At 45.5% G+C, this 24,795-nt stretch carries 23 protein-coding genes; 13 read left to right on the top strand and 10 right to left on the bottom strand.

Features of this window, described 5'->3' with window-relative positions; all coding sequences use genetic code 11:
• Window positions 1–21: 21 nt before the first annotated feature.
• The gene (locus H5336_RS06835) at window positions 22–1,299 is read right to left on the bottom strand and encodes an MFS transporter (RefSeq protein ID WP_185232650.1); all 1,278 of its coding nucleotides are present in this window, start codon (window positions 1,297–1,299) and stop codon (window positions 22–24) included.
• Window positions 1,300–1,600: 301 nt separating this feature from the next.
• Here H5336_RS06835 and H5336_RS06830 point away from each other — a divergent pair, with 301 nt between their 5' ends.
• Both H5336_RS06830 and H5336_RS06825 read left to right on the top strand, forming a co-directional pair.
• On the top strand, window positions 1,601–3,076 hold the full coding sequence (locus H5336_RS06830) for a NarK family nitrate/nitrite MFS transporter (RefSeq protein WP_185232648.1): 1,476 nt from the start codon (window positions 1,601–1,603) through the stop codon (window positions 3,074–3,076).
• Window positions 3,077–3,105: 29 nt separating this feature from the next.
• A complete protein-coding gene (locus H5336_RS06825) occupies window positions 3,106–4,848 on the top strand; it encodes a bifunctional protein-serine/threonine kinase/phosphatase (protein WP_185232646.1) in 1,743 nt (580 codons plus the stop codon).
• Between the two features lies 1 nt (window position 4,849).
• On the opposite strand, the gene H5336_RS06820 is transcribed toward H5336_RS06825, so the two are convergent.
• From H5336_RS06820 to H5336_RS06805, 4 genes are all read right to left on the bottom strand, one after another.
• Entirely contained in the window at window positions 4,850–5,665 is an 816-nt protein-coding gene (locus H5336_RS06820; protein ID WP_185232644.1) for a hypothetical protein, read from the bottom strand.
• 233 nt (window positions 5,666–5,898) lie between these two features.
• On the bottom strand, window positions 5,899–7,143 hold the full coding sequence (moeA, locus tag H5336_RS06815) for a molybdopterin molybdotransferase MoeA (protein ID WP_185232642.1): 1,245 nt from the start codon (window positions 7,141–7,143) through the stop codon (window positions 5,899–5,901).
• Between the two features lie 152 nt (window positions 7,144–7,295).
• A complete protein-coding gene (gene narL, locus H5336_RS06810; RefSeq protein ID WP_185232640.1) occupies window positions 7,296–7,937 on the bottom strand; it encodes a two-component system response regulator NarL in 642 nt (213 codons plus the stop codon).
• Window positions 7,938–8,015: 78 nt separating this feature from the next.
• Entirely contained in the window at window positions 8,016–8,192 is a 177-nt protein-coding gene (locus tag H5336_RS06805) for a hypothetical protein (RefSeq protein ID WP_185232638.1), read from the bottom strand.
• 132 nt (window positions 8,193–8,324) lie between these two features.
• On the opposite strand from H5336_RS06805, the gene H5336_RS06800 reads away from it, so the two are divergent.
• Window positions 8,325–10,004 (top strand): MFS transporter, encoded by a 1,680-nt coding sequence (locus H5336_RS06800; protein ID WP_185232636.1) that lies wholly within the window; start codon window positions 8,325–8,327, stop codon window positions 10,002–10,004.
• A 63-nt stretch (window positions 10,005–10,067) separates the two neighbouring features.
• On the top strand, window positions 10,068–11,093 hold the full coding sequence (locus H5336_RS06795) for an IS630 family transposase (RefSeq protein WP_185230377.1): 1,026 nt from the start codon (window positions 10,068–10,070) through the stop codon (window positions 11,091–11,093).
• 110 nt (window positions 11,094–11,203) lie between these two features.
• Here the strand turns inward: H5336_RS06795 and H5336_RS06790 are convergent, their stop codons facing one another.
• The 4 genes from H5336_RS06790 to ubiT all read right to left on the bottom strand — a co-directional run bounded on the left by H5336_RS06790 (window position 11,204) and on the right by ubiT (window position 14,537).
• Window positions 11,204–11,866 carry a DUF542 domain-containing protein gene (locus H5336_RS06790; protein WP_185232634.1) on the bottom strand — a complete coding sequence of 221 codons (663 nt, stop codon included), beginning with the start codon at window positions 11,864–11,866 and terminating at the stop codon, window positions 11,204–11,206.
• 149 nt (window positions 11,867–12,015) lie between these two features.
• Window positions 12,016–12,924 (bottom strand): U32 family peptidase, encoded by a 909-nt coding sequence (locus H5336_RS06785; protein ID WP_185232632.1) that lies wholly within the window; start codon window positions 12,922–12,924, stop codon window positions 12,016–12,018.
• A gap of 15 nt (window positions 12,925–12,939) precedes the next feature.
• Complete coding sequence (gene ubiU, locus H5336_RS06780; RefSeq protein WP_185232630.1) at window positions 12,940–13,935, bottom strand: ubiquinone anaerobic biosynthesis protein UbiU; 996 nt, start codon at window positions 13,933–13,935, stop codon at window positions 12,940–12,942.
• Between the two features lie 2 nt (window positions 13,936–13,937).
• Window positions 13,938–14,537: a ubiquinone anaerobic biosynthesis accessory factor UbiT gene (gene ubiT, locus H5336_RS06775; RefSeq protein WP_185232628.1), complete on the bottom strand. Its 600-nt coding sequence runs from the start codon at window positions 14,535–14,537 to the stop codon at window positions 13,938–13,940.
• A gap of 363 nt (window positions 14,538–14,900) precedes the next feature.
• Between ubiT and H5336_RS06770 the strand changes: the two genes are divergently transcribed.
• From H5336_RS06770 to H5336_RS06750, 5 genes are all read left to right on the top strand, one after another.
• Window positions 14,901–15,200, top strand: coding sequence for a contact-dependent growth inhibition system immunity protein (locus tag H5336_RS06770; protein WP_185232626.1), 300 nt, complete (start codon window positions 14,901–14,903; stop codon window positions 15,198–15,200).
• A gap of 117 nt (window positions 15,201–15,317) precedes the next feature.
• A complete protein-coding gene (locus H5336_RS06765; RefSeq protein WP_185232624.1) occupies window positions 15,318–15,743 on the top strand; it encodes a hypothetical protein in 426 nt (141 codons plus the stop codon).
• Between the two features lie 282 nt (window positions 15,744–16,025).
• Window positions 16,026–17,183, top strand: coding sequence for a dsDNA nuclease domain-containing protein (locus tag H5336_RS06760; RefSeq protein WP_185232622.1), 1,158 nt, complete (start codon window positions 16,026–16,028; stop codon window positions 17,181–17,183).
• Window positions 17,180–17,659, top strand: a complete 480-nt coding sequence (locus H5336_RS06755) for a hypothetical protein (RefSeq protein WP_185232620.1) — start codon at window positions 17,180–17,182, stop codon at window positions 17,657–17,659. The genes H5336_RS06760 and H5336_RS06755 overlap by 4 nt, the downstream gene beginning before the upstream one ends.
• On the top strand, window positions 17,656–19,437 hold the full coding sequence (locus H5336_RS06750; RefSeq protein WP_185232618.1) for a hypothetical protein: 1,782 nt from the start codon (window positions 17,656–17,658) through the stop codon (window positions 19,435–19,437). The genes H5336_RS06755 and H5336_RS06750 overlap by 4 nt, the downstream gene beginning before the upstream one ends.
• Window positions 19,438–19,704: 267 nt before the next feature.
• Here H5336_RS06750 and H5336_RS06745 read toward each other — a convergent pair whose 3' ends face one another.
• On the bottom strand, window positions 19,705–20,682 hold the full coding sequence (locus tag H5336_RS06745; protein WP_185232615.1) for a hypothetical protein: 978 nt from the start codon (window positions 20,680–20,682) through the stop codon (window positions 19,705–19,707).
• A gap of 265 nt (window positions 20,683–20,947) precedes the next feature.
• Here H5336_RS06745 and H5336_RS06740 point away from each other — a divergent pair, with 265 nt between their 5' ends.
• From H5336_RS06740 to H5336_RS06725, 4 genes are all read left to right on the top strand, one after another.
• The gene (locus H5336_RS06740; RefSeq protein ID WP_185232613.1) at window positions 20,948–21,400 is read left to right on the top strand and encodes a hypothetical protein; all 453 of its coding nucleotides are present in this window, start codon (window positions 20,948–20,950) and stop codon (window positions 21,398–21,400) included.
• A 265-nt stretch (window positions 21,401–21,665) separates the two neighbouring features.
• The gene (locus tag H5336_RS06735) at window positions 21,666–22,793 is read left to right on the top strand and encodes a tetratricopeptide repeat protein (protein WP_185232611.1); all 1,128 of its coding nucleotides are present in this window, start codon (window positions 21,666–21,668) and stop codon (window positions 22,791–22,793) included.
• A 1-nt stretch (window position 22,794) separates the two neighbouring features.
• Entirely contained in the window at window positions 22,795–23,568 is a 774-nt protein-coding gene (locus H5336_RS06730; RefSeq protein ID WP_246439049.1) for a hypothetical protein, read from the top strand.
• A gap of 99 nt (window positions 23,569–23,667) precedes the next feature.
• Window positions 23,668–24,795: a tetratricopeptide repeat protein gene (locus H5336_RS06725; protein ID WP_185232609.1), complete on the top strand. Its 1,128-nt coding sequence runs from the start codon at window positions 23,668–23,670 to the stop codon at window positions 24,793–24,795.

Below are 24,795 nucleotides of genomic sequence, written 5' to 3'. Positions count from 1 at the left end.
GTTAATGGTCAAAAATTTTAATTAGTCGTCTAAAAAGTTGTGGTTTTGAGCCCACTGTACTCGGCGCTTGAAGCGGTCTGTTTTATTGGCAATAAACATGGTGATCATGCAGATGGCTAATACGCCATAAAGCAACATAAAGCAGGCGCTGTAGATACCCACCGCATCAACCACTAGGCCAAATGCAATAGGTAAGGTGCAGCCCCCAAGTGCACCCATGGCGGCAACGAACCCACCAACGGCGCCCATTTGCCTTGGGTAATAGTCGTTTAGTGTTTTGTACACACTGGCGCGGCCGAAGCCCTGCGCAATCCCAATAACAAAAATCAGTGCAGTAAAAACCCAGACATTGATTTCGATGGTGATATGTACATCGCTATCCACGCCGTGAATGGTCATGCTGGTGGGTGGGTAACTGAGGAAAAAAAGGCAGACCAGACAAATCCAGAACACCGTCCAATTAACCGCACGGCCGCCGTAACGGTCGGCGAACCAACCCCCTAAGGCGCGCACCATACTGGAGGTGGCGGCGAAAAATAGCGTGAACGCCATGGCCTGTTTTATTGACAGGTTGTACGCATTTACGTAGTACTGCGGTAGCCATAAAATTAAGGCGAGAAAACTGCCAAACACAAAGTAGTAGTAGAGGCTAAAGCGCCAAATTTGCAGTGTGCCAACAATTTCCTTCAGGCTTATGCTTATTTTTTCGAAGCGGGCGTTTTCCGCCTGCCGTGGGCGGCTGGGTGCAAGCCAGAGAAACACCAAGGCAACCATTAGCAGCCCAACCGCATAGATAGGGCCAATATTTTCCCAACCCCATTTGTCAACAATATAGGGTGCTGCTGCCAAGGTAATGGCGGCGCCGGCGTTACCCGCGCCGAATATGCCCATGGCGGTACCTTGCTGGTTGCGTTCAAACCAGTCGGTGACATAACTGATGCCAAAGGTGAAGGATGTGCCGCTGATACCAATCCATAAACCCAGCAACATGTGATCCACTAGCGACGACATGTACGGCAGTGCTAAAAGCGAAGGCACTACAATTAGCATTTGCGCGCCGTAGAGGTATTTGGGGTTAAAGCGGTCGGCTAAGAAGCCTGCCGGTATGCGCAACAGGGCGCCTGTGAGCATGGGGGCTGCGAACAGCAGGCCAAGATCCAGCGCGGTAAGCGAAAGGCGATGTTGTAATTCCAAGGCGAGCACAGCATAAAGTACCCATACCGAAAAGTTAGCACCGAAGGCAATGGTGGCTAAGGTTAAGGCGCGGCTGGAACCACGGAAAAGTAAATTATTTTTCATTTTTCTCAATTAACCAAAGTTGCTGGTGGCAATGTAACAAATCGTTGTACGCCGGGCTGTGTTATGCCACTTAGAAGTTAGTCGGAGTAGGTGGTAGCGGTTTCTTGTACTCCTTTGTGGGTAGGGCGTGTGGCGTTGTCGGGGCTGTATTCGGTTTCAAGAAATCTTGTAGAGGTAGGTGAATATTAAAGCCCTAGTTCTGGGGAATGATACCCTTAAGGGTGGTTGATACAGGTCAAACGAAGCCCAGCCTGTGGGCGCCAAACTCGCTGCACACCTTTCTATATGTACGGAGGCAGCTATGTCTGCTGATGCGAAAATTAATTTATTGGATTTTTCTGATCCAAAAATAAAAACGCTCCATGTCACGTGGTTTGCGTTTTTCCTTACCTTTGTTGTTTGGTTTAATCATGCGCCGATGCTGGTGTTTATGAAAGAAGCCTTCGGCATGACCTCACAGCAAGTAAAAGCGCTAATGATTCTTAACGTTGCGCTCACGATTCCGGCACGCATTGTTATTGGAATTTTGGTAGATAAATTCGGCCCAAGAAGGGTTTACAGTGTGTTGTTGGTGATATCGTCGTTTATATGTGTGGCCTTTGCCTTTGCCCAGACCTACGAACAGCTAGCGTTACTGCGTTTCCTAATGGGTTTTGTAGGGGCGGGTTTTGTTATTGGTATTCGAATGGTTGGCGAGTGGTTTCCGCATAAAAGTGTGGGTGTAGCCGAGGGGATCTACGGAGGCTGGGGTAATTTTGGGTCTGCCGCTGCAGCCATGAGCCTACCAACGCTTGCACTTATTTACGGCGGCGAAAACGGTTGGCGTTACGCGATAGCGACTACCGGTATTATCGCGGGTATCTATGGCGTGTTCTATTATATGGTTGCACGCAATACCCCCAAGGGTTCTACTTATTTCAAACCGAAAAGGTCGGGAGGGCTGGAGGTAACCAGCTGGGGTGATTTTTACCTGTACTTGCTGATGAATATCCCCATGTATTTGGCGCTTGCTGTACTGGCCTGGAAATTGTCACCCACCGGTGTGGGGCTATTGACCGAAAATGCCATGTACATTATTTGGGGTGTGCTTGTTCTACTGATGATATTTCAGATTTCACAAATCTGGAAGGTTAACAAAGAGAGCCTAACCCACGGCGTACAGGAGCACGACAAATTTAAATTTAAGCAGGTAGCAATATTAGACTGGGCCTACTTCGTTACTTTTGGCTCTGAGTTGGCTGTTGTGTCTATGTTACCGTTGTTTTTTCTCGAAACCTTTTCGGGCTTAGACCCCGTAACGGCTGGCTTACTTGGCTCCGGGTTTGCCTTTATGAATTTGGTGGCACGGCCAACGGGTGGCTGGTTGTCGGACAAAGTTGGTCGACGAAAAGCATTAATGGTTTTGATTGGCGGTTTGGCTGCGGGCTATTTTGTACTGGGTCAAATCACCTCCACGTGGTGGATACCTATGGCCGTTATTGCCACAATGTGTTGTTCCTTCTTTGTGCAGGCCGGTGAAGGTGCGGTGTTTGCGATAGTGCCGTTGATCAAGCGTCGAATGACAGGGCAAATTGCCGGTATGGCGGGAGCCTACGGTAATGTGGGCGCGGTAACCTACTTAACCGTTCTTAGCTTTGTGGATTACAGTACATTCTTTATTGTGATTGGTTGTTCGGCTCTGGTTGTATTTTTTATCGCCATGATGCTAGACGAACCCAAAGGTCAGATCTCCGAAGTGATGCCAGACGGCACAGTACAAATGATTGATGTTGGCTAGCGCCTATCAGATTTTGGAATAACCCAAATATGAGTGCAACTTTAAAAATAGAGACGGCCTACCAATGTGTGGCGGGCCGTAAATCGTTAAATGAGGACAGTGCTGGCGCGTTGCATCCAGCCGAAGATTTTTTGTTGCAAAATAAAGGCGTGGCGCTAGTTGTCGCTGACGGTGTATCCTCTGCGGAAGCGGGTCAGGAGGCCAGCCGCACAGCCGTTGCACGTTTTATCGAGGACTATTACAAAACCCCGGAGACCTGGTCGGTAGGCCATGCCGGGGAAAAAATTCTGACCACCCTCAACCTACATTTGTATCGCAAAAGCCACGAGTTTGTCACCGAGGGTAAGGGTTACCTGTGCACGTTTAGTGCTGCAATTATCAAAAGCCGAACGGCGCATTTTTTTCATGTAGGTGACAGCCGTATTTACCACCTGCAGAAAACGGAAAGTGGTGAGTGGCAGATAAATCAATTAACCCAGGACCACACGGCCTTTATCGAGCGCAATCACGCCATACTGGCTCGCGCAGTGGGCATGGATAGCCGTTTAAATATCGACTATGGTCGCCAGCCTGTTGCTGAAGGTGATCGTCTGCTGCTGACCAGCGACGGTGTCCATGATTTTCTTACAATGGAAGACCTTCGCGTATTACTCGCTGGCGAAGGCAGTGCAGAAGCCATTGCCGAAAAAATAAAAGACAGCGCATACGAAAAAGGCAGCGACGATAACATTAGCGCGCTGGTTGCTAAAATCGAAACGCTCCCGGAAGAAAGCCTAGACGACTACAGCATCAAATTAACCCGTTTACCATTTCCACCCGAAATGTCGGTAGGAATGAAAATTGATGGATTTGAAGTTAAAGAGATTTTGTTTGCCTCCGCCAGAAGCCAGTTGTACCTAGTTGAAGACAAAGAAACCGGGGCCACTTACGCGATGAAAACGCCTTCGCGCAACTATGAAGACGACATCAGCTACATCGACCGTTTTATTCAAGAAGAGTGGATTGGCAGCCGTATTGATAATGATTACGTTGTAAAGGTCATTAAGACCAAACGTAAAAAATCGTGCCTGTACTATTTAATGGAGTATGTGGATGGCCGTGGGCTAGATACATGGATTGAAGAAAATCAGCCGCCGAGCCCAAAGCGCGCCATTGCCATTGTTAAACAAATTGCTTTGGGGCTGCAGGCTTTTCACCAGAACGAAGCAATTCATCAGGATCTACGTCCGGCCAACGTACTGATAACGAAAGATGAAAAAGCCGTGATTGTGGATTTTGGCTCAGTCTATGTGGCCGGGCTTGCCGAGCTGCAAAGGCCGCTGGAGCATTTGGGCGCTCTGGGCACCGCCAGCTATTCGGACCCTCTGTATTTAATGGGCCGAAACCCTGGCATAAAAGGTGACGTTTATGCGTTGGCCACCATTACCTACGAAATCTTTACCGGCAACCTACCTTACGGTAGTGAAGTGGAAGAGTGCCGTACCGCGTTTGACTACGATCGCCTGCGCTATCGTGAAGCGTCACGTTTTAATCCTGTTATTCCACTTTGGTTCGACGGCGCTATGAAAAAAGGCGTGGCGTTTGATTTGGAAGAGCGCTACGGCTCTATTGCCTCGCTCATAAAAGACCTTAGCCAGCCGAACCCTGGTTTTCTTAAAATTGATCCGGTGGAAGAAAAGCAGGCGAGCAGCCTCATGTTCTGGAAACTGCTCTCTGGCTTTTGGTTTTTCACGTTTTTTCTGCTGATGTATTTGTTTAGCCAGGCTAAGTAAATTACCAAGTAAGCTTGAAAGGCGCATCCCAAGAGGAATCGACAAAAACAAGTTTGCCAGAAGATGTTTTCCCTGAGAATACCCATTGTGCGTCGAGTGTAACCTGCTCGGTATCTTTTGTTTGTTCAAGCTTCAACGAGCCGTTACAGCTGGCATCTTCTGTTGCTGTCCAGTTGGAGTCTACCGAGGCGTAGCTGATCGTTTCGGTGCCGTTGCTAGTACGGGAAAAAGTGCGAGTAACGGCTTGTACGCCGTTTTCGTAATAGCGGTGCTTGCCATTGCCTAAATCGTCAAGAAATCCTTCCGCCACCATTACGGTTTGCCAATCTTCGCCCTCATTCGGTTGCGACATTATGGTAGAGGTAAAACCCTTGGGTGGATGAAATTCGGTTTGCACCTGTAGAGGGTATTCGAAAAAGAAAGAATCGGATAAATCCCAGTTGCACCGGTTTAAATCGAAGTGCTCGCGATTACAGATAAGCGTGGATAATAGCGTGGAAAATGCATCTGCAAATGTTGGCATAGCGAATGTGGTCACCGCGAAGGCGGCAAGCATTTGGTCTTCTTCAGCCAGCTTCGTGTAATCGATATCTTCTGGAGCCGCACTCATACTTTCAATCAAAATTGTATCTTCGGCAGTATTAATATCGAGGCGCGGGTGAATTGTGTCGTCATCGGCCTCTGAGTCGAAAGCGCAGACGTGATGGGTGACCCCAGAAGGTGGCGGGCTGGTATCCATACCGCTAATATCCACATCGTTGTTATCGCACGCCGAAACAAGCCCGAAAACGAGTACCAGTATCCATACGTTTTTCATTTTTTAGTCCCTGTACAAAAGAGCCGTGGATTTTCGCGTAGAGCGTAAGGCTTTAGTAGGCGCAGAGCCGTGTTTTGTGTGGTGTGTCGCAGTTTGCTACAGCTAGGGTATTGCGGTGTTATCACATGCTGGTGAATTCAGACGCTAGTGAATTCAGGTGCTGTAGCTTTCGATAGGGCTAGGCCAAGCAAGGCGATGCTTGAGGCCAGAAGGTAAAATAGGCTAAAAAGACCCTAGGAAAAATACCGATCAAACGGCAGCACATCGACTAACTCGCCGCTCTCAACATTGCCGCGTTCTTGCTCCAGCTTGATGTAGCAGTTTGCTGCAACCATGGAGGATAAAGCGCCGGAGCTTTGTGCGCCGGTAGATTCAACACACACACTGCCATTGGCTGAGCGGAATATACGTCCGCGTTGAAAGTCGGCGCGACCAGAACGTTTTTTTAAGGCGTTTATGGTGGGGAGTTTCACCATCAGTGGCTCTACGCCCTGTTCGCCCGCCATTGCCGATAGCGCTGGAATCGCGAGTTGGTGAAGGGTAACGGCGGCAGAAACGGGGTTGCCGGGTAAACCAAAAAAATGCGCTGTATTTTCGCCGGTGTTAAGCGTGCCGAAAGCGAAGGGTTTGCCGGGTTTCATCGCCAGTTTGTAGAATGTGATATCGCCGAGCTTATGCAGAATGTCACGGGTAAAGTCAGCTTCGCCTACAGATACACCGCCAGAAGAAATAATGGCATCACAGGTATTTGATGCGTCGATAAAGGTTTTTTCAATAAGGTCGGGGTTGTCGGCTAATACACCATAGTCCTTAATGTCGACGTTCAGGCGCGTGAGTGCGGCCGTAATTAAGTAACGGTTACTGTCGTAAATAAAACCGTCTTTTAATGGCGCGCCCAGCGGTGTTATTTCGTCGCCGGTAGAAAAAAGTGCAACACGAATTTTGTTGAATACTTCAACCCTTGCAATGCCCAGTGAGGCCAGCATGCCAATATCGATTGCGTCAATACGTTTGCCTTTATCCAGTACAAGGCTGTTCAGTGTTACGTCATTACCGGCTAGGCGAACATTTTCTCCTGCGGTAACTTTTTGGGTAACAGTGAGGTGGTTTTCGGTTACCTGGGTGTTTTCCTGCATGACCACACAGTCACAGTCGGCCGGCAGTTTGGCACCGGTCATAATACGAATGCATTCCCCTGCTTTAACGCTGCCCTCGAAGGCTGCGCCCGCAAAGGATTTACCTATCATGGTTAGAGGTTGGCTAGCATCGTGGGTTACGCTATTAAAAGCATATCCGTCCATGGCTGAATTATCATAATTGGGAATATTGTGCGGTGAACGTACTTCGACAGCCAGTACGCGGTCTAAAGCTTTTTCAAGACCCACTGTTTCTGTTTTGGTTGTTGCGCTAACGGCATTATTTAAGAGTTTAAGCGCCTGCTCCAGAGGTAACAGGCCGGGGGCATCACAACAGCTCATTTCAGCACACCTTTATTCATTGCTTTTAAACTCTGCGGGCGCGGGCTTGCATTAGTGCAAGGTAGCGCCGCGCAGTGAAAGGCCGGTTGGCTTTCTAAGTATATTTCTAATTTAATGCGGCAATAAGGTTTTACCGCTCGTGCCTTTACGTATCACCTTTGGTTAACCATCCAAACCGCCGCTTCTACGCGCGACCGCAAGTTAAGCTTTTTCAGAATATGTTTTACGTGAACCTTTACGGTTCCGTCGGAAATATCCAGTTCGCGGGCAATGAGTTTATTGCTCAGGCCCTTGGCAATGTATTTTAATATTTCGTGTTCGCGGCTAGTAAGCTTTGCCAATAGGTTGGGGCGATCACTGCCTTCTCCACGAATGGCACCGGCCAGAATATGAGTAAGTTTTTGGCTTATCACCATTTTACCCAGGGCGGCTTCCTTTAAGTTTTCTAGAATTTGTTCTGGGTCCATATCTTTTAGCAAGTAACCATCGGCACCGTGGGTAATGGCACTTACAACGTCTTCGTCGTTGTCTGATACGGTCAGCATTATAATACGAGAGCTTACCTCGGCTTCGCGCAACGCGCGTAGTGTTTCTAAACCGTCCATACCCTGCATGTTTAAATCTAACACAATAAGATCTGGGTCGGTATTGCAGGCAATTTGAATGGCGTCTTTGCCGTTGCTGGCTTCGCCGATTACCTCGAGTTCATCCTCAAATTCAATCAATTGCATAAGTCCCTTGCGTAGCAGGGGATGATCGTCTACGAGGAGCACTGTGGCAGTAGTTTCAGACATGTGTTTAGCCTTATTTTTATCGTATAGCGTGGCAGTAGTGGAGTATAACGAAAATACACAGGGCCCTGTTATTACTAATTAAAAGGTTTTTCTGTACGGCGTATAGCGACGCTGGCTCGGTATGGCTATGGCAGGGGTAATTTGATTTAAATCATCTTCTATCGCAGTGCTTTTGTGGCATTGGTCGGTGCTTCTACCACTAGCAAGCGCCCGCCGGTCTTGCGTAAGCCCATGGTTGTAAGTACCTGTACCCATTAGGGAGTAGCTCCTTTATAGAAAACAAAAAATTATTACTACCCCTTGCTGACGGTTGTTTGCCTGTGGCGTTTTTTTCATAGTGTACCGGCACATTTTTATTCGCCGATTAAGCGGTATGGGAGACATACAATGGCTCACGAAGCATCAGATGGAGCACCCGGCTCCTCGCCAGAAAAACCGGGAACAAAAATAAAGGGTGCCGATATCCATAAATGGGACCCGGAAAATGCTGAATTTTGGGAATCAACGGGTAAAAAAATAGCTACGCGTAACCTGTGGATCTCGATACCAAGCTTGTTGTGCGGCTTTGCTGTTTGGCTTTACTGGGGCATTATTACCGTACAAATGCTGAACCTTGGCTTCCCGTTTGCCAAATCTGAATTGTTTACGCTTATGGCTATTGCCGGTTTAACCGGTGCAACGCTACGGATTCCCAGTAGTTTCTTTATTCGAATGGCCGGTGGCCGCAATACCATATTCTTTACCACAACATTGTTAATTATACCGGCCGTAGGTGCGGGTTTAGCGCTGCGCGATGCGAGTACACCGCTTTGGGTTTTTCAGTTGCTCGCTTTACTTTCTGGTTTTGGTGGCGGTAATTTTGCATCTTCAATGTCGAATATCAGCTTCTTCTTTCCCAAAAAGCAGCAAGGTCTTGCCTTAGGTTTGAATGCTGGTTTGGGTAATTTTGGCGTGACTACCATGCAGATCCTGGTTCCACTAGCGATGACCTTCGGTCTCTTTGGTGCGCTGGGCGGCGATTCTATGGTACTGCAAAATACCTCCGGGACATTAATCGGTAAAATTCCGGCTGGGTCTGAAACCTGGATTCAGAACGCAGGTTTTATTTGGCTGCTCTTCCTTGTTCCGCTGGCGTTTGCTGGCTGGTTTGGAATGAACAACCTACGCACAAAAGAGGTGTCGCCCGATATTCCCAATGCCGTTCTTAGTTTTGGTTTGCTAAGCGGTATGCTGCTGGTGGGCTTTCTAACGGCGGCGTTTGGTTTGTGGTTGTTGCTACCTGAATCGGCGAATGGTTCAGGTTTTGGTGTACCAAAAGAAATTGTTTTGGTTTTAGTCATTGCTTCCACAGTGTTCTTACTGAAACAAATCCCCGGCCAAATTAAATCTACACTGTCTCGCCAATACCAAATATTTAATAACAAACACACCTGGGTAATGAGTGTTATTTATACCATGACCTTCGGTTCGTTTATTGGCTTTTCGGCGTCTTTCCCGCTGGCCATTAAAGTTATATTTGGCTATCAGCATGTGATGGTAGACGGGGTTATGACCCACGACATTACCAACGCCAACGGGCCTAGTGCGTTAATGTATGCGTGGATGGGGCCGTTTATTGGTGCGCTTATTCGCCCAGTAGGGGGTTGGATTTCCGATAAAGTTGGCGGTGCACTGGTTACCCAGATTTGCTCTGTCGTTATGGTGGCCAGTTCTATAGGGGTGGCATACTACATGAAAGCCGCTTATGGCTCTGCCACACCGGAAGAATACTTTGTGGGCTTTTTTGTGCTATTTCTGGTGCTGTTTGCGGCTACCGGTATTGGCAACGGGTCTACCTTTCGCACCATTGCCATGGTCTTTCCAAAAGAACAAGCTGGCCCCGTATTGGGTTGGACTTCAGCGGTGGCCGCTTACGGCGCTTTCTATATTCCCAAAGTGCTGGGTGAGCAAATTAAGGCGACAACACCAGAAGTGGCGCTGTTTGGATTCGCAGCCTTCTATGCCGTTTGCGTGTTTGTAAACTGGTGGTTTTACTTACGTAAAGATGGCGAGTTCTACAACCCATAGGTTACATACTAGCGGGCCACTAAAAAACAATACATTTCATTTGAAACCTGTATAATTGAAGTCATGAAAAATGACGCAAGAAAACTTAGTACAGAAGAGCAGCATTTAGTTCGCAAGATAGCCGTGCAGCGAGTGCATGATGGTGAAAGTGCGGCCGAAGTGACACGCAGTTTTGGTCTTGGAAGCCGAACAATTTTCACTTGGTTGCGTTTAGCGCGTGAAAAAGGAATTGAAGCTCTGGCTCCCAAGGCGCGCACTGGACGCAATCGAACACTATCCGATCTTGAAGAGCAAGAAATAAAGAGGTGGATAATCGGCGGAGATCCTAGGCAGCATGGGTTTGATTTTGGTTTGTGGACACGCCAAATTGTTGCTGATTTAATTCTTGAACGGTTTGGCGTTACCCTAAGCATTTCCGGTGTCGGTAAAATTCTGCATCGCTTGGGCTTGACGCCACAAAAACCGCTACGTAGAGCTTATGAGCGGGACGAGAAAGCGGTGCAAGAATGGGTTGACGACGTCTACCCTAAAGTTAGGGCATACGCTAAAAAGAAAGGGGCTGAGATATTTTGGTTGGATGAAGCCACTATTCGTTCTGATGATCCTTTACAGCGTACCTGGGGTGAAAAAGGAAAGACACCTGTCGTCAGAACAAGCGGTCAAAGACAGGCCATTAATGCGATCTCAGCGTTATCAAATAAGGGGGGCTTTTGGTATCACGTTTTTGACGGAAAATTTAATGCGGATAAATGTATTGAATGCTTAAAAAGTTTCCAAAAAGGCCGTAACCACCCCGTCATACTTATCGTTGATGGGCATCCCGTACATAAATCAAATAAGGTCACGGACTATATTGAAACACTTGAAGGAAAAATTGAAATGGTGTTTCTACCACCGTACGCACCGGATTTAAACCCAGACGAGCTTGTGTGGAATCAGGTGAGAAATATCGGCACATCAAAAAAGCCACTCAAGAAGGGGGAATCACTAAAGAATCGTGCCGTTTTAGATTTGGAAAGTATCAAACGGGATAAGGCCCTGATTAAATCGTTTTTTCAAGAGGCAACTGTATCGTTTGCTGCTGCCTAGGTAGTAACGTCGATTATGGTTTAATTTCAAGGCCCGCTTAATGCGGGCCTTATCTATTATGGGGTGTTATTTATAGAGGCAAAGTTGTAGCGGTAAGGGGAGGCGGGCGGTTAGGCTTTAAATGGCTGGCCGAATAAAATATCGTCTTCCAAGTGTATGTGCTCTTTAAGCTCCGTGATAAAGCGATAGAGCTCGAAGTACAGTGTTTTCCAGTTGGTACAGGCCTCTTCCGGACACTGTAAATTATTGGTGAGGCTTAATAATTTATTAATGGCAACGTCATGTTCACCATGTTTGAACTGCAGAGCGGATAGCCGCGAATTCAATTGTGTTTGATCGCCCGCTGTAAGCAGCGGAAATAGATCGAGCTCCTCATTGATCATATGTTGCTCTAGATCTTCTTCCAAATTACGGAGCATTTGGGTTATGCCTATTGGGCAGGCCTTATTGCTACTGTGTGAAGCTTCCAGGCATTTTGCTAAGCGAATTAATTCAGGTAGTTGTTGACGATGGCCAAGGTGATAGCGGTCGAGAATATAGTTAATCAATTCGGATGATGGCGCGTCGTGCCAGTTTTTGTTTTCCCAGCTGGGTTCTCTTAATTTTTGTAATGCGGCTATTACTTCGTGGTTGTTCAAGCGATTGGCCGTAATGGCTTCCGAGAGCGAGAGTTCACCCATTGTGCATAGGTCAATTTGGTAATAGTAAAAGACCTTCGACGCCCCCGGAATGGCGCAAGCGATCTGTTTTAAGGGTAAATCGAGTAGTTTCATAAGCTCATATTTTGGCGTGGGGTATTTCGAATATTTATGCCTTAGGCGAGTTAGCGCTAGTTGGCGTTATATAGCAAAATTATATAGCGCCCCGGCTTGGCATACAGGGAATAATTTGATCTGGATCGGATTATGGGTGTTAAGAGTGGCTACATCGACGGTGGCTGACAGTACATGCCCGGTTGGCCATACCAATAACCGTTGCAATCACTTTCGTGAAGCGCAAGGTCCAATAGTGGTACGGTTTGATTGTTGGTACCATTAACCGTGTGAAAAAAGCTTTCAATGACCTTTACCGTCTCTTCTCCCTGTGGGCTAATACGCATAATGTCTACGCCTATTGACTGCATTCGTTGCCATTCGGCTAACAGGTTATAGCGCGAGGCGGACTGGGTTTGAACCCCATTAATTGTGAATAGCTGCAAGGTCTCCTGAGACTGGAGCTGGATACCCTCGGGGTATTCGAGGCACGCGAGTTGGCATTTGTCCTTGGGGCGATTTTCGGCACGGGCGGTAAAGCAGCGCGCAGAATAAGCTAAGGGTATTTTGCCAAAGCTGAACACCTCTGTTTCCAGTGTTTCGCTCATGCCTTGTTCTTCTACCTCGAAGAGCATTTGCGTTAGTGTTTCTGCGCTCAGTTCCACCGGCATTACCCAGCGCTTCATACCTTTGCGTTGCATCAGTGAAAGGCTTTGTCTGTTGTAAAGGTTGATGCTTGTACCACACACAAAAGGCAGCTTGTTTTCGGCGAGTAAGCTAACAGCGGCCATATCGTTCGCTTCTACAAGTAGTTGGCGTTGGGCACATATTTTTTTTAAGGTTTGCACTTCTGAGCGTGCGGTAATGAGGGCAAGGGTGGTGAGTACCACCTCTTTGCCTGCTTGGGAAAGTTGCGCGGCAATGTCTAGCCAGTCGCTATTGCTCAGCTCTTTGCGTTTAGAGCAAACGGCCTCGCCTAGGTAAACAATATCGACTGGGCTCTGTGCAATTGCGGAGTAGAAGTCGAACACTTTTTGTTTGGGCCAGTAATAGAGTATGGGGCCTAAGGATAGCTTCATAGTAAACAATTCATCTTATTGCCATGGCCTGGAGTAGGGGCCGAGGCTGGTTTGGGAACCCTCGGATACTTTGTCGAGCTGCTCTACCCACTGTGATGCCACGGTAAATGCAGAGCCCTTCTGTTTGTAAGAATCCAGTGCATCGCGCCAAACGCGTACAACCTGTTCCACATAAGCCGGGCTGCGTTGGCGACCTTCAAGTTTAATGGCCTTAATGCCCATTTCCGACAGCTGGGGAATGAGCGCTAGGGTGCTGAGGCTGGTGGGCTGTTCTAGCGCGTGATAGAGGTTGCCCTCAACGTTAAAGCGACCCTTACACAGGGTTGGGTAGCTGGCGTGTTCGTCGGGCTGGTATTGGTCTATTAGCACATTGTTTAACCTAGAGCGGCGAACGTCGCCAACTTCTTCCCAGCGCACAGATTTTGCGGGGGAGCAAACACCACAGGTGTTGGGGGATTCGCCGGTAATATAGCTTGAAAGTACGCAGCGCCCCTCAACCATAATGCACAGGCTGCCGAAGCCAAATACTTCCAAGTCTACCGGGCTGTTTATGCACAGCTGCTCAACTTGTTTAATGGATAAAACGCGGGGCAGTACGGCACGGGCAATATCGAATTCGGTTTTATAAAATCTCAGTGACTCAACATTCGTTGAAGACCCTTGAACCGACAGGTGCAGGGTTTGTTGTGGGTATTTATTGCGGGCGTAATCCATTAAGCCCATATCGGCGATAATAATGGCGTCTGCACCCAAGGCAACCGCGTTATCCACGGCAGATTGCCAGCGTTGCCAGCCAGCCGGTTGCGGGTAGGTGTTAATGGCTACGTAAAGTTTTACGCCGTTACTGCGTGCTAGCGACAGAGCCTTTTGTGCCTGCCTATCGTTAAAGTTTAGGCCGGTAAAATGGCGCGCGTTGGTATCGTCTTTAAAGCCAACATAAATGGCATCGGCACCTTCTTCTACGGCGGCTTTAAAGGCAGGTAAACTGCCAGCGGGACACACAAGCTCCATAGTTAGCGAATTCCCCCTGAGTTAGGCAAGCGATAAATGTGATTGGCGACGGCGAGGCCGTTACGCATACTGCGTGGAAGCTCTTCCATATCAACGGCGTCTACTATATTTTTAACGGCAAGCCCCATTTCCGTATCACCTTCAATAGTAATGCGGCGCTGAAAAAACAGGGTGTCTGGGTCTTCCTTTCGCAGCGCAAGCGTAACAAAGTCGTTTAGTTTACCGCTAATGCGTAATTGTGCTGTGGCAGCTTTAGGCAAGATCTTGAGTTCGCCGTCAAAGCTAATGTACACATATTCATCCAAATCAATAATATGCAGCGCGACTATTTTCTCGGCCAGAAAATCAAAATCGCCGTCCTCAATGGCTTCAACAAAAACGGCGTTTAACGCTTTTTGAATCAAAGATTTCTTAAGCCCAAATGGAACGCGACGCAGCAACCTAGCGGCAGCAGGAACAGCAAAGGAATGATGAATTTTATGAAGCCGGGGGCGCAACAGGTCGGCGATTGGCATATGCATGTATTTCGGTGCCACAGCGGTGCATTGTTTAGTATCGCTAGACAATACCCTCGAAGAGTTTGCTGTGATTTGATCTAGCACATGAAACGGCCTTTGCTGGCTCTCCGGCGTGCTGGGGTACCGATTTTATGGCTTAGGCGCTACCCATAATGGCTGGCGCCACGTTTTACTCTAGCGAGCCGAAGAGGTGAACCATAACCGCCGACTATTGCAATAAAGCTAATACATTCAAAGGGTTACAGGTATTGCCCATTCCCTGTGTATATCGGCCCTAAAGGCCGACTATTTCGGCTGGGGTAGGCAGATCGGTGCTTTTACTAGCAAAGATGGGTACTTAGGGAGAGGTTCGCGTATACCGGTTGGGAATATACGTGGTTGTGACGTACTATTGGGATATATGTGTCTTGGGGACGCATATTCAACTGTTAACTGTAAATCATAAATATGAGTAATCAGGAAAATTTGGAGCAATTCTTTGGATGTTATTTTCATCAGGATTTTCGTGACGATTATAGAACTCCAGTAGGAGCTTTGGAGGCTTTCATAGAAGAGCAGCCGGAAGGCATTAACGATATTCTAGTAGCACTGAATGAACTACTTGATATGAACCTTGGCGAAGAGACAATGAGAGAGAAACTAATATCGTATGACTCCAACTATGGACCATGGATAGTAAATGAGCACACAGCAATCGAATGGATATTTATAATTCATGGTAAGCTCAGTGCAGCCAATCACAGTTAACAAGGCCAGCAAATCTGACCTCCGCAAGCTGTCTTCTTTTTTGCAAAAACACGCAAAAAAGCAGCCATCTTGCTACGGCAGTTTCTGGCGGCGTTAGAAATCACCGAGGTCAAAGATATGAGCGATAGATTTATACGGTGGCAGGGATACGCAATTAGTCAGCTTACCTTTACTTTAAATATGTTCTTTGGTCTGGCAGTAGGTGGTTTAGCTTTTTCTATTTCAATTTTGCGTGATAAAGAGTTCGTTCTTACCGGATGCCCAAAAAATATTTTCTTGGTGTCGCTTATGTCACTCTCCGTTTGTGTTTTGGTGAGCTGTGCTGCAATAGTATCTCGGCTGTTTGATTTTCGGTATACGGCCAGTAAAATTCGAAGTGATGATAAAGCAGAAACAGAGCAGTCCGGGCTATATAAACATAAGTCTAGTTTGTTGGGGCGAATTACATGGCGTTTATTTTGGGCGCAAGTGATCACTCTTTCTATAGGTCTTGTGTGTATGGTTGTCGGTGTACTTTCAGGTTACGGTGCGAAAATATGGTAAAAATTTCTAACAAGGCAATCTACCCTCGCCAGCAAGCTGGCTGGACCTCCACTGCGTTGTTTGTTTTGTGCTTTTCAGCTACGCTGGCACAAAACAAACAACTACGTTCCGGCCGGTAATTGCGGCGTTACAAGTTAGTGGCAGTTGTGCTGTAAAAATAGGATTGTGTGGATTAATTAGTGTCGTTGATACAGTTGCTATTTCTTGGCAATATCTTACACGCTTCATTAGAAACCATGTGGTATTTCACTTTTAAGCGTAAAACAATCAAGTTGCAATTTTATGTTTCATAATCTTCGCCCTAGAGAGCAAGGCGGTCGTACCGCTTTAGAAAGATTTGACTGCCAAATAAAGTCAGGTGTAATTGCCTGCCTAGAGATCCTCAATGAGGATGAAGTGCAGAAAGTGTATTGCGAATTTCACGATGACATTGTTGTTCAACGGAAGCTAAATAGTGAATCAACATATGACTTTATTCAGGTTAAGACCCAAGAGGATATTCGAGAACCTTTTGGACTCAATAAACTATTTGGAATTAACACGCAGAAAGGAGGATCTTTAACTACAAAAAATCTGCATGACAGCTTCGCTGGTAAACTGCTACAGCATGTCATACAGTTTGGTAAAGAATGCAATTCTGTGGTTTTTCAAACGAATATTGTTGTCGATAAGAAGGTCGAAGAGTTAAGAGCAAGCCTTGACAAAGGAGAGGTTGATAATAAATGGGTTCAGCTATTGTTTAGTAAATATAACGGAGCATTTTCGGGTGATGGCAGCGAATTCACTCAGAAAGAGATTATTGAGCACTTTAATAAGCTGCATATTCAGGAGGACGTTCCTTACCTGAAACTTGGAAATAGTACTTACCACAGCGAAGCGCACTCAAGAATCTACGAGTATAGTGAGATCGATTTACGTTATATAGAAGCCAGAGAAATCATTATAAAGTTAGAAGATTTGGTGTTTAGAAAGTCTAAGGGACCATTAAAAGAGTTTTCGTACAAAGAAATTGAAGAGAAAACATCGATTGGAATTACCGATTTGCTAAATGTGTTAGCAATTTCACGCGATGCTTATTTGGCTTTAAAGAGCGGTGGAGATGCGAAGGCGATACGTAACGCTTCCATAATTCAAAGAACTCTAGAATCTGCGGGTGTTTCCCAAGATTCGATTACATATTGTTCGCAATGCAAAATTGAATGGGATGTTTGGGTTCGAGAAAGTTGTCTGGATTTCTTAGACGTTGAAGGCATTGCGGGGATTGTAGAAATAGAACTAAACAAAATAATAACTATAGACCATAAGTTAAAATTAATGGATTTAAGAAAAGCCGTTAAATTGTCGATGATAGAATTAGAGAAAGAGAAAATACTTTTTGATCTAAACAAAGATCAAGTGTTAGGCGCTTTTTTTTCACAAATAGTTAAGTTGAAATCATGACTTTTGAAAATTTTTTTATCGAGGTTGAGAAAAGAGAGAGTGGTATTATCTTACCCTCTGATACAGAGGGTGGGGCACGTTTTTTAGACAACGAATCGCTGTTTCAGCTCCCTTTAATTAGCTTAATTGTACTGATTATGGCTTCTGGACAGAGAAAACCTATTGTCAGTGAATTAGGGCAATTGGTTGGCGAGACTATTGAGTCGGTTTTTACGGGGTTTAAAGGTAGCGCTAGGCACTTAGGTTGGTCAGCCCTTTTGCGAATTAGAACAGTTAAGTCTGTTAGTTTTCTAGAGCTAAGCGGATTTATTGAAATTCGAAATAAAGACAGCCGATTAGCCGTGACAAAGAAAGGTCAAAAGTTGCTAAAAAGTGTACTCTCAAAAAATAGTGAATTAGCCAGTAATTTGCTAGAAGTAAAAGATGCATTTGCTATTCTACATAAGGATGCGCAATACGAGGCGAAGCTGATATGAATCTAAAAAGTATCCAAGTTTTTCCTAAAGGGAAAGACGGTTGGAGCTCGGGTGAGATTGTTTTCTCTGAACACATAACTCAATTCTTTGGCCAGAATGGTACGGGTAAATCGCCTCTGCTGCAGAGTATAATCCATTGTTTGGGGTTAAGCACCAAGTTTAGAAAAGACATTTATGAGAACTGCTCTAAAGCAAAGCTAACTCTAGAGTCAGATGGAAAGTTGGTGTCTTTAGAGCGCACGTATTCAAAAGAATTTTATATCAGTATTGTCGAACGAATTGACGATTCAGAATTGAAGCATGAGTTATATTCAGAAGGCCAAGTGTCTGACTATCTATTCACACTTCTTGGTTTCAAGAATAGAAATTTGGTAACTAATTCTAAGTCCCAAACACCAATATATCTATCAACAATAATTCCATTTTATTACGCGGATCAAAATAGTGGCTATACAAGCATTTATGCGACTGATAAGCGATTTGTAAAAGACCAGTTTTCAGAGATGGTCAGGTTTTTATTTAGGCTGCCTGAAAAAAATTCCTTTGATAAGAAAAAGTCAAAGCTAAAAGCCGAAAGAGACCTAGAGCATTGGGATGGTGTTACTGTAGACCGAAAATTAGAATTAGCAATTGTAAAAGATTGTATTACAGGTGAGGTTCGTTCAGTAAAAGAGTTGAACGATGTTATCGAGAAAATAACTTTTGAGTTAGATCTTGCTAAAAATAATGCTATGGACGACTCCGAAGTAGATCAGTCGTTTGATTTCTTGATTAGTAGTATGTCCAAGCAGGTTAGAGGTATAGATCGGGAGATGCTATCAATAGAACAGAAGTTAGCTGGTGTAGATTTAATTGTTGCAGAGATTGACGATGAAATTAGCACCCTAAATCTTAATGAAGAAGCTAGAAGAGAGTTTTTGGATTTTGGTGAAATATGCGCTAATTCTGACAATGGCTGCGGTTTATTCTCAAAGTCTAATGAGGCATATGCAAAGAGTTTGTTGTACTTAAGGGATCAAATAAAAGATCTTAAACGCAATAAAATCTTAGATAATGATAGGAGAGAGTCTTTGTTAAACTCAAAGATATCTATTAAAAAAGAGATTGATAGCGTAATTAAAAATCGTAATGATGATCTTAGAAAATCTGGAAGTAGTCCTTCAATTGCATTGCTAAATGAATTGGAAAAGAAGTTGTTTGAAGCAAAATCCAGATTGTCAGACGCTCTTAAGATTGAAGAGTATGAGAAAAGATATATCGCTGCACTGAATAGTCAAGAAGCAGCTCAAGTGAAAGTAAATAGTTTTGGGAGAGATAATGAGAAGTTAACCGACTTGGTCAAAATCCGATTTCTACTCACTGAAAAGTTGGTCAAATGGCTATCTGTTCTTCAAACGAGGAATGTAAGTTTTGACATTGAGTATGTCAATGATTTTGAGCCAATCTTTGATGGTGAATCAATTCAGAGCTTGTCGGGCAGCACAAAAATTAGGGTGTTGCTTGCTTATCACGCAGCGTTGCTTGAATCTGTTTTATCTAAGAATGGCGTTAGCCTTCCTTTCTTGATCTTCGATACTCCTAAGCAACACGAGATAGATAGCGAGGATTTAGATGCTTTCTTTAAAGAGTTGAAGGAACTCTGCAGGAAATTTGGGATTCAGGTGGTATTTTCGACGTCTGAATATCATTATCTTGGTGATGATAAAGATCGTGAATACCTTCCTCCGTATGAAGGTCAAAACCAAAAAATGTATCTCAAAGATCCACGATTTAACTAATAGGTGGCTCAAATCCCCCCCCTTTTGTGAAATCAAATGGGGGTTGTGTGCAGCATAGCGGGTTAAATAGTCGGGACAAATAAGACAGCCATATTAAGTAAAAATACAGCCGAATAGTTAGTGGGTTTGTAGGCTAGTACGTTGTTATTTGTCCCCGTTACCTGTGTGCTACATATAGGCGAAAAATGGCCAAAATAGCCAGATTTCGAACGAGTTTAATCCTCTCTTGGGGAGAAAGTGGGGCGGGCTTAATATCGGTTGGGAGTGTTAGTGGAGTATCGCTTCACAATTGGCGTAAGCCGGTCTTCTTTGCAGCCCTAATGCCTTTGCTGCAAGCATTAGCTTCTCCTTACAGCCAACCAAACTTTTGAATTTAGATTCAAACTGGGTGGTCAGTACAAGCCATTCATGGCTGGAGATATTGAGGCGCTCTAGAATGGGGGGTAAGTTATTGTTGATAAAGCCACGCTTGTCTTCACGAATAGCCCTTCCGGTAATATCTACAAGCTGCACGTAATCTTGTAGATGAAAGGGTAGGCCTTGGGGCATGGGTTCTCTTGGGTTACCCACAAATTCGGCGAGCTTTAACGGTTGTGGGTTATTAGTCTCTTGGTTTTCAATACGGCGTTTTATTGAGGTGTGGTCAGAGCTTTCTGGTGTCTTGGCCATTCTGGCTCGAATGGGGTTCAAATCCACATAGGCCATACAGGCGGCTAAGGCTTTTTCATCGAGCAACGCTTGTGATTTAAACCGACTTTCCCAAAAGCGTCCTGTACATTGATCTTCGGCGTTGGCCATACGGGCAATGGGTTCGTTTAAGGCCCACATCCAGCGGCTGATATTGGCCAGCTCAAGGCGCCAGTGGTCCAGTTTTTCTTTAACGGCAAGCCATTGGGCTTCGTCGAGTAGCTCACCCTTTAAAAATTTCTGTGTTAAGAGGGTGCCCTTGTAAAGCTTGTGCCAGCGTTCGCATACTTCTAGGTCCGTCAGGCTTTGGGCTTCAGCCATATTGATGTGTAGCACCACATGGTGGTGGTTACTCATAACGGCATAGGCGCATACGTCAATACAGAATACCTCACCGAGGAATAGAATACGGTCTTCAACCCATTGACGGCGGTACTCGTAATCTTTGCCTGTTAGAGAATCAAGCCCACAGAGGAATGCACGGCGTACGCAGCGGGAGGTGCAGTGGTAGTAAGGTGTGGCTTCTAGGGAGATTTGTTGCTTCCTTGGGCGGGGCACGGCTCGTTCCTTGAGTTTCTTTTTGCTGTTGTAATGTACAGTGGTTAATCCCTGGATTCAAGTGTTAATGTGGGTGTCCAAAAGTGTTTTTCTACGAGCAGTTTAAAACTGAGTTGGTAAAGCGAGTAAATGGTTAGCCAGCGGGTCAATCTGGCGCTGTATGCTCCGCAGTTTTTTGTGCATTACGCTTCGCTTTATTCTTGCACAAAAATCAGCTCCATATGTATCGTAGGCTACCTTAGCTTTATGCATATGGAGAATTCTCGTGCTTACGAATAGTTTGAAAAAAATCGGTGCATTATTGCGTGGGGGTTTAAGTGAATTTAATGAGCCTGAAAAACGGCTATTAGAGGTAACCATGAATGCCTTACCAAAAGAAGAAGCTGCAATCTTTGCCAAACAAATTGAAGCAGTATCACTAATTCAGCACCAACACCCAGGGAGACTTGTATCGGCATATTACTCTAAAGGAATAAATGTGCCTCAGTTACCGTTTTTTGGGTATGAATACTGCGTTTCAAAAGTAATATATAGAGTAAATGGAAAAAATAGAACGGCATCCCTTGTATTACACGAAGGTCGGTTCATGACATTCGAAGGAAGCGTTCCTTTAAAGGGGGACAAAGTTGAATCTATAGTCAAGGTAGTGCTCCACCCAGCTGGTTATAAGCCAGTTGCCGAGGAAATTGATGCAGGAGAACATGACAAAAATGCATAGCAATACGCTCATGCCGAGCACAGGGCGCGCAAATTAAACACGCAAACTAGACAGTCATTGTAAAGAAAAGAAGCATTCCTGATGGGTGTTTAAGTGTTGAGATAGTCTATTTTCGATGCGAGGCGACAAATAAGACAGCCATATTAAGATAGTTGGCTGGCAATGACCTTAATGCTAGGAGGTAACACGTAAAGCCTTAGTGTAGCTCAGGGCGAAAAGTTACCGCTCGTTGGAACTGTTTACGATTCATTATGGTGGTTAGAAAATGAAAATAAAATGCTCGAATATTTTACCCGTAGTTATTGGTCTAACCCTTATCTATTTTACTACTGCCTATGCGCAAGTAGAGCCTAAGAATAGTGTAGAAGAAAACCCGTCATGGCGGCAGTATAACGAATTGGGCGTTCAATCTTATAAGCTTAAAAAGTATGAGGAAGCTATAGACTATTACGAACAAGCGTTAAAGCTAACGCCGGATAATACCCGCGTGCTCAACAACTATGCCTTGGTGTTGTATCAATTAGCTCGCTTCAGCGATGTAATAGCCGTTTCCAATCAAGCTGTCGAACATACCGATAATGTAAAGGCTCAGGCCAACGCCTACTTCAATAAAGGCCGGGCGTTAGAGCGTTTGGAGCGCAATAAAGACGCACTCTCGGCCTACGAGCAAGCGCAGAGCTTAGCGGCCACAAGCGCACGTAAAGAGGCTGTGGAGCGGTTGCGTGTCTTACTGGCTGCTAACGCGGGCAGCTCAGAAAGTCGCAATAATTTCGTCAGTCAAGAAAACTCTTCCGATAAGTCAGCCGCTTCCGGTGACTACCGAATTAAAATAACCAAAGGGAGCAACTACGCACTTTGCCGGGATATCAAGGGCTACTTTGAAAAACACAAGGGAGAGGTGTGCGATATTAAAAGTGACCCGGAATTTCCATTGCTTCGGGGGGCAGGGTATCGGGCTATTGATATTAATGATTATGCTGAGGTGTATATGGAGGCGTTTTTATATGGATTGCCCAAGAAATATGTTAGTGAGAGCAAAAAGAGAATGCAAGGGTACATGCAGGCAGGAAAAGTTAACGCCTGGTATGTACGGGCAGATGGTGACTACGATGGTGTTAAAGAAGAGTTGATTACTTACACCCGAAGCCACTGCCCGGTAGAGGCTTCGAGAACGTTTGTCATAAAAAGTGGTGAGTTCTCCGCCAAATATCGTCGGGGGTTGGGTGGGGGGCTGTTTTTTTATGACGGTAAACCGTTTTATATTAAAACTTCAGGTAAATTATTGTTTGTTGGCGAAGTAACGGCTGACGTTTCCCAATATCCCGGGGGGGGAATACAGAATGGTGAAGTATGGATTTGGGATGTATGCCATATCAAGATAGAGGGTCAATAGAATGAGTATAGGTTTAAGTGAGCTTTCTGACGAAGACTACAAAAAGTTACGTTACGAGATTATTGCAAACGTTGAGGGTGAAAAACAGATTGCCTATATCGATTCCAAAGGGTATGCGACGATTGGCACCGGTTTTAACATGCATTCATCACAAGTTCGCGATCTTGTGTTATCTGATCTTTTCGGAATTACGGAAGGCGATCACGGGGAAATACACGAACAGCTAAGTGCAATATTTTCCCAGCAATACCAAGTAGACGCAAAAGGAAACCCCCTCCCCAGTGAAACCGAGCGTCTTAATAACGCCCTAAATGCGGTTATGGAATCCTGGGCACAAGGCGGAGAAAACCGGCCGTCAACATTTGTGATTGGAGGTGCTGAGGGTCAGACATGGCAGCAGCGTGTTCGAGAATTTTTTGAGAATAATTTCGCTCAGGTGTATGAAGATAAAGTTACTAGCTTTATTGAAGATCACCCCGTGATGTTGGAAGAAGTGACTGCTTTGGTGTTACCGAATTCGAAAGAGAGGGCGGCTTTGTTTTCACTGGCTTACAACCAGGTGGATGTTCATCAAAGCGCCGATAATGCCAAATTGAGCACAGAAGATTTAGTGTTACTTGGCCAGGAATCCTGCACGTCAAACCAGTACGCTAAAGCAGAAGAATACTGTCTTGTTGCGCTAAAAAATGATCAGGATAATGTGTTGATGATCAGTCAGTATTCTTTTGTGCTGTCGGCGCTGAATAAACGGGAGGGTGCAGTTGGCTGGCAATGACCTTAATGCTAGGAGGTAACACGTAAAGCCTTAGTGTAGCTCAGGGCGAAAAGTTACCGCTCGTTGGAACTGTTTACGATTCATTATGGTGGTTAGAAAATGAAAATAAAATGCTCGAATATTTTACCCGTAGTTATTGGTCTAACCCTTATCTATTTTACTACTGCCTATGCGCAAGTAGAGCCTAAGAATAGTGTAGAAGAAAACCCGTCATGGCGGCAGTATAACGAATTGGGCGTTCAATCTTATAAGCTTAAAAAGTATGAGGAAGCTATAGACTATTACGAACAAGCGTTAAAGCTAACGCCGGATAATACCCGCGTGCTCAACAACTATGCCTTGGTGTTGCATCAATTAGCTCGCTTCAGCGATGTAATAGCCGTTTCCAATCAAGCTGTCGAACATACCGATAACGTAAAGGCTCAGGCCAACGCCTACTTCAATAAAGGCCGGGCGTTAGAGCGTTTGGAGCGCAATAAAGACGCACTCTCGGCCTACGAGCAAGCGCAGGGCTTAGCGGCCACAAACGCACGTAAAGAGGCTGTGGAGCGGTTGCGTGTCTTACTGGCTGCTAACGCGGGCAGCTCAGAAAGGCGCAATAATTTCGTCCGTCAAGAAAACTCTTCCGATAAGTCAGCCGCTTCCGGTGACTACCGACTTAAAATAACCAAAGGGAGCAACTACGCACTTTGCCGGGATATCAAGGGCTACTTTGAAAAACACAAGGGAGAGGTGTGCGATATTAAAAGTGACCCGGAATTTCCATTGCTTCGGGGGGCAGGGTATCGGGCTATTGATATTAATGATTATGCTGAGGCGTACATGGAATCGATTATATATGGGAAGCCCAAAAAATATATTAGTGAGAGCAAAAAGAGAATGCAAGGGTACATGCAGGCAGGAAAAATTAACGCCTGGTATGTACGGGCAGATGGTGACTACGATGGTGTTAAAGAAGAGTTGATTACTATTACCCGAAGCCACTGCCCGGTAGAGCTTTCGAGAACGTTTGTCATAAAAAGTGGTGAGTTCTCCGCTAAATATCGAAGCGGGTTGGGTGGGGGGCTGTTTTTTTATGACGGTAAACCGTTTTATATCAGCGTTTCCGATAAATCGCTATATGTTAGCGAAGTAACGGCTGACGTTTCCCTATATCCCGGGGGGGGAATACAGATTGGTGAAGTATGGATTTGGGATGTATGCCATATCAAGATAGAGGGTCAATAG

Origin of the sequence: Teredinibacter franksiae (genome assembly GCF_014218805.1) — a bacterium.
GTDB lineage: Bacteria > Pseudomonadota > Gammaproteobacteria > Pseudomonadales > Cellvibrionaceae > Teredinibacter > Teredinibacter franksiae.
Note: the sequence above shows the minus strand (reverse complement) of the source record. Positions and strands in the feature narration are given on the sequence as shown.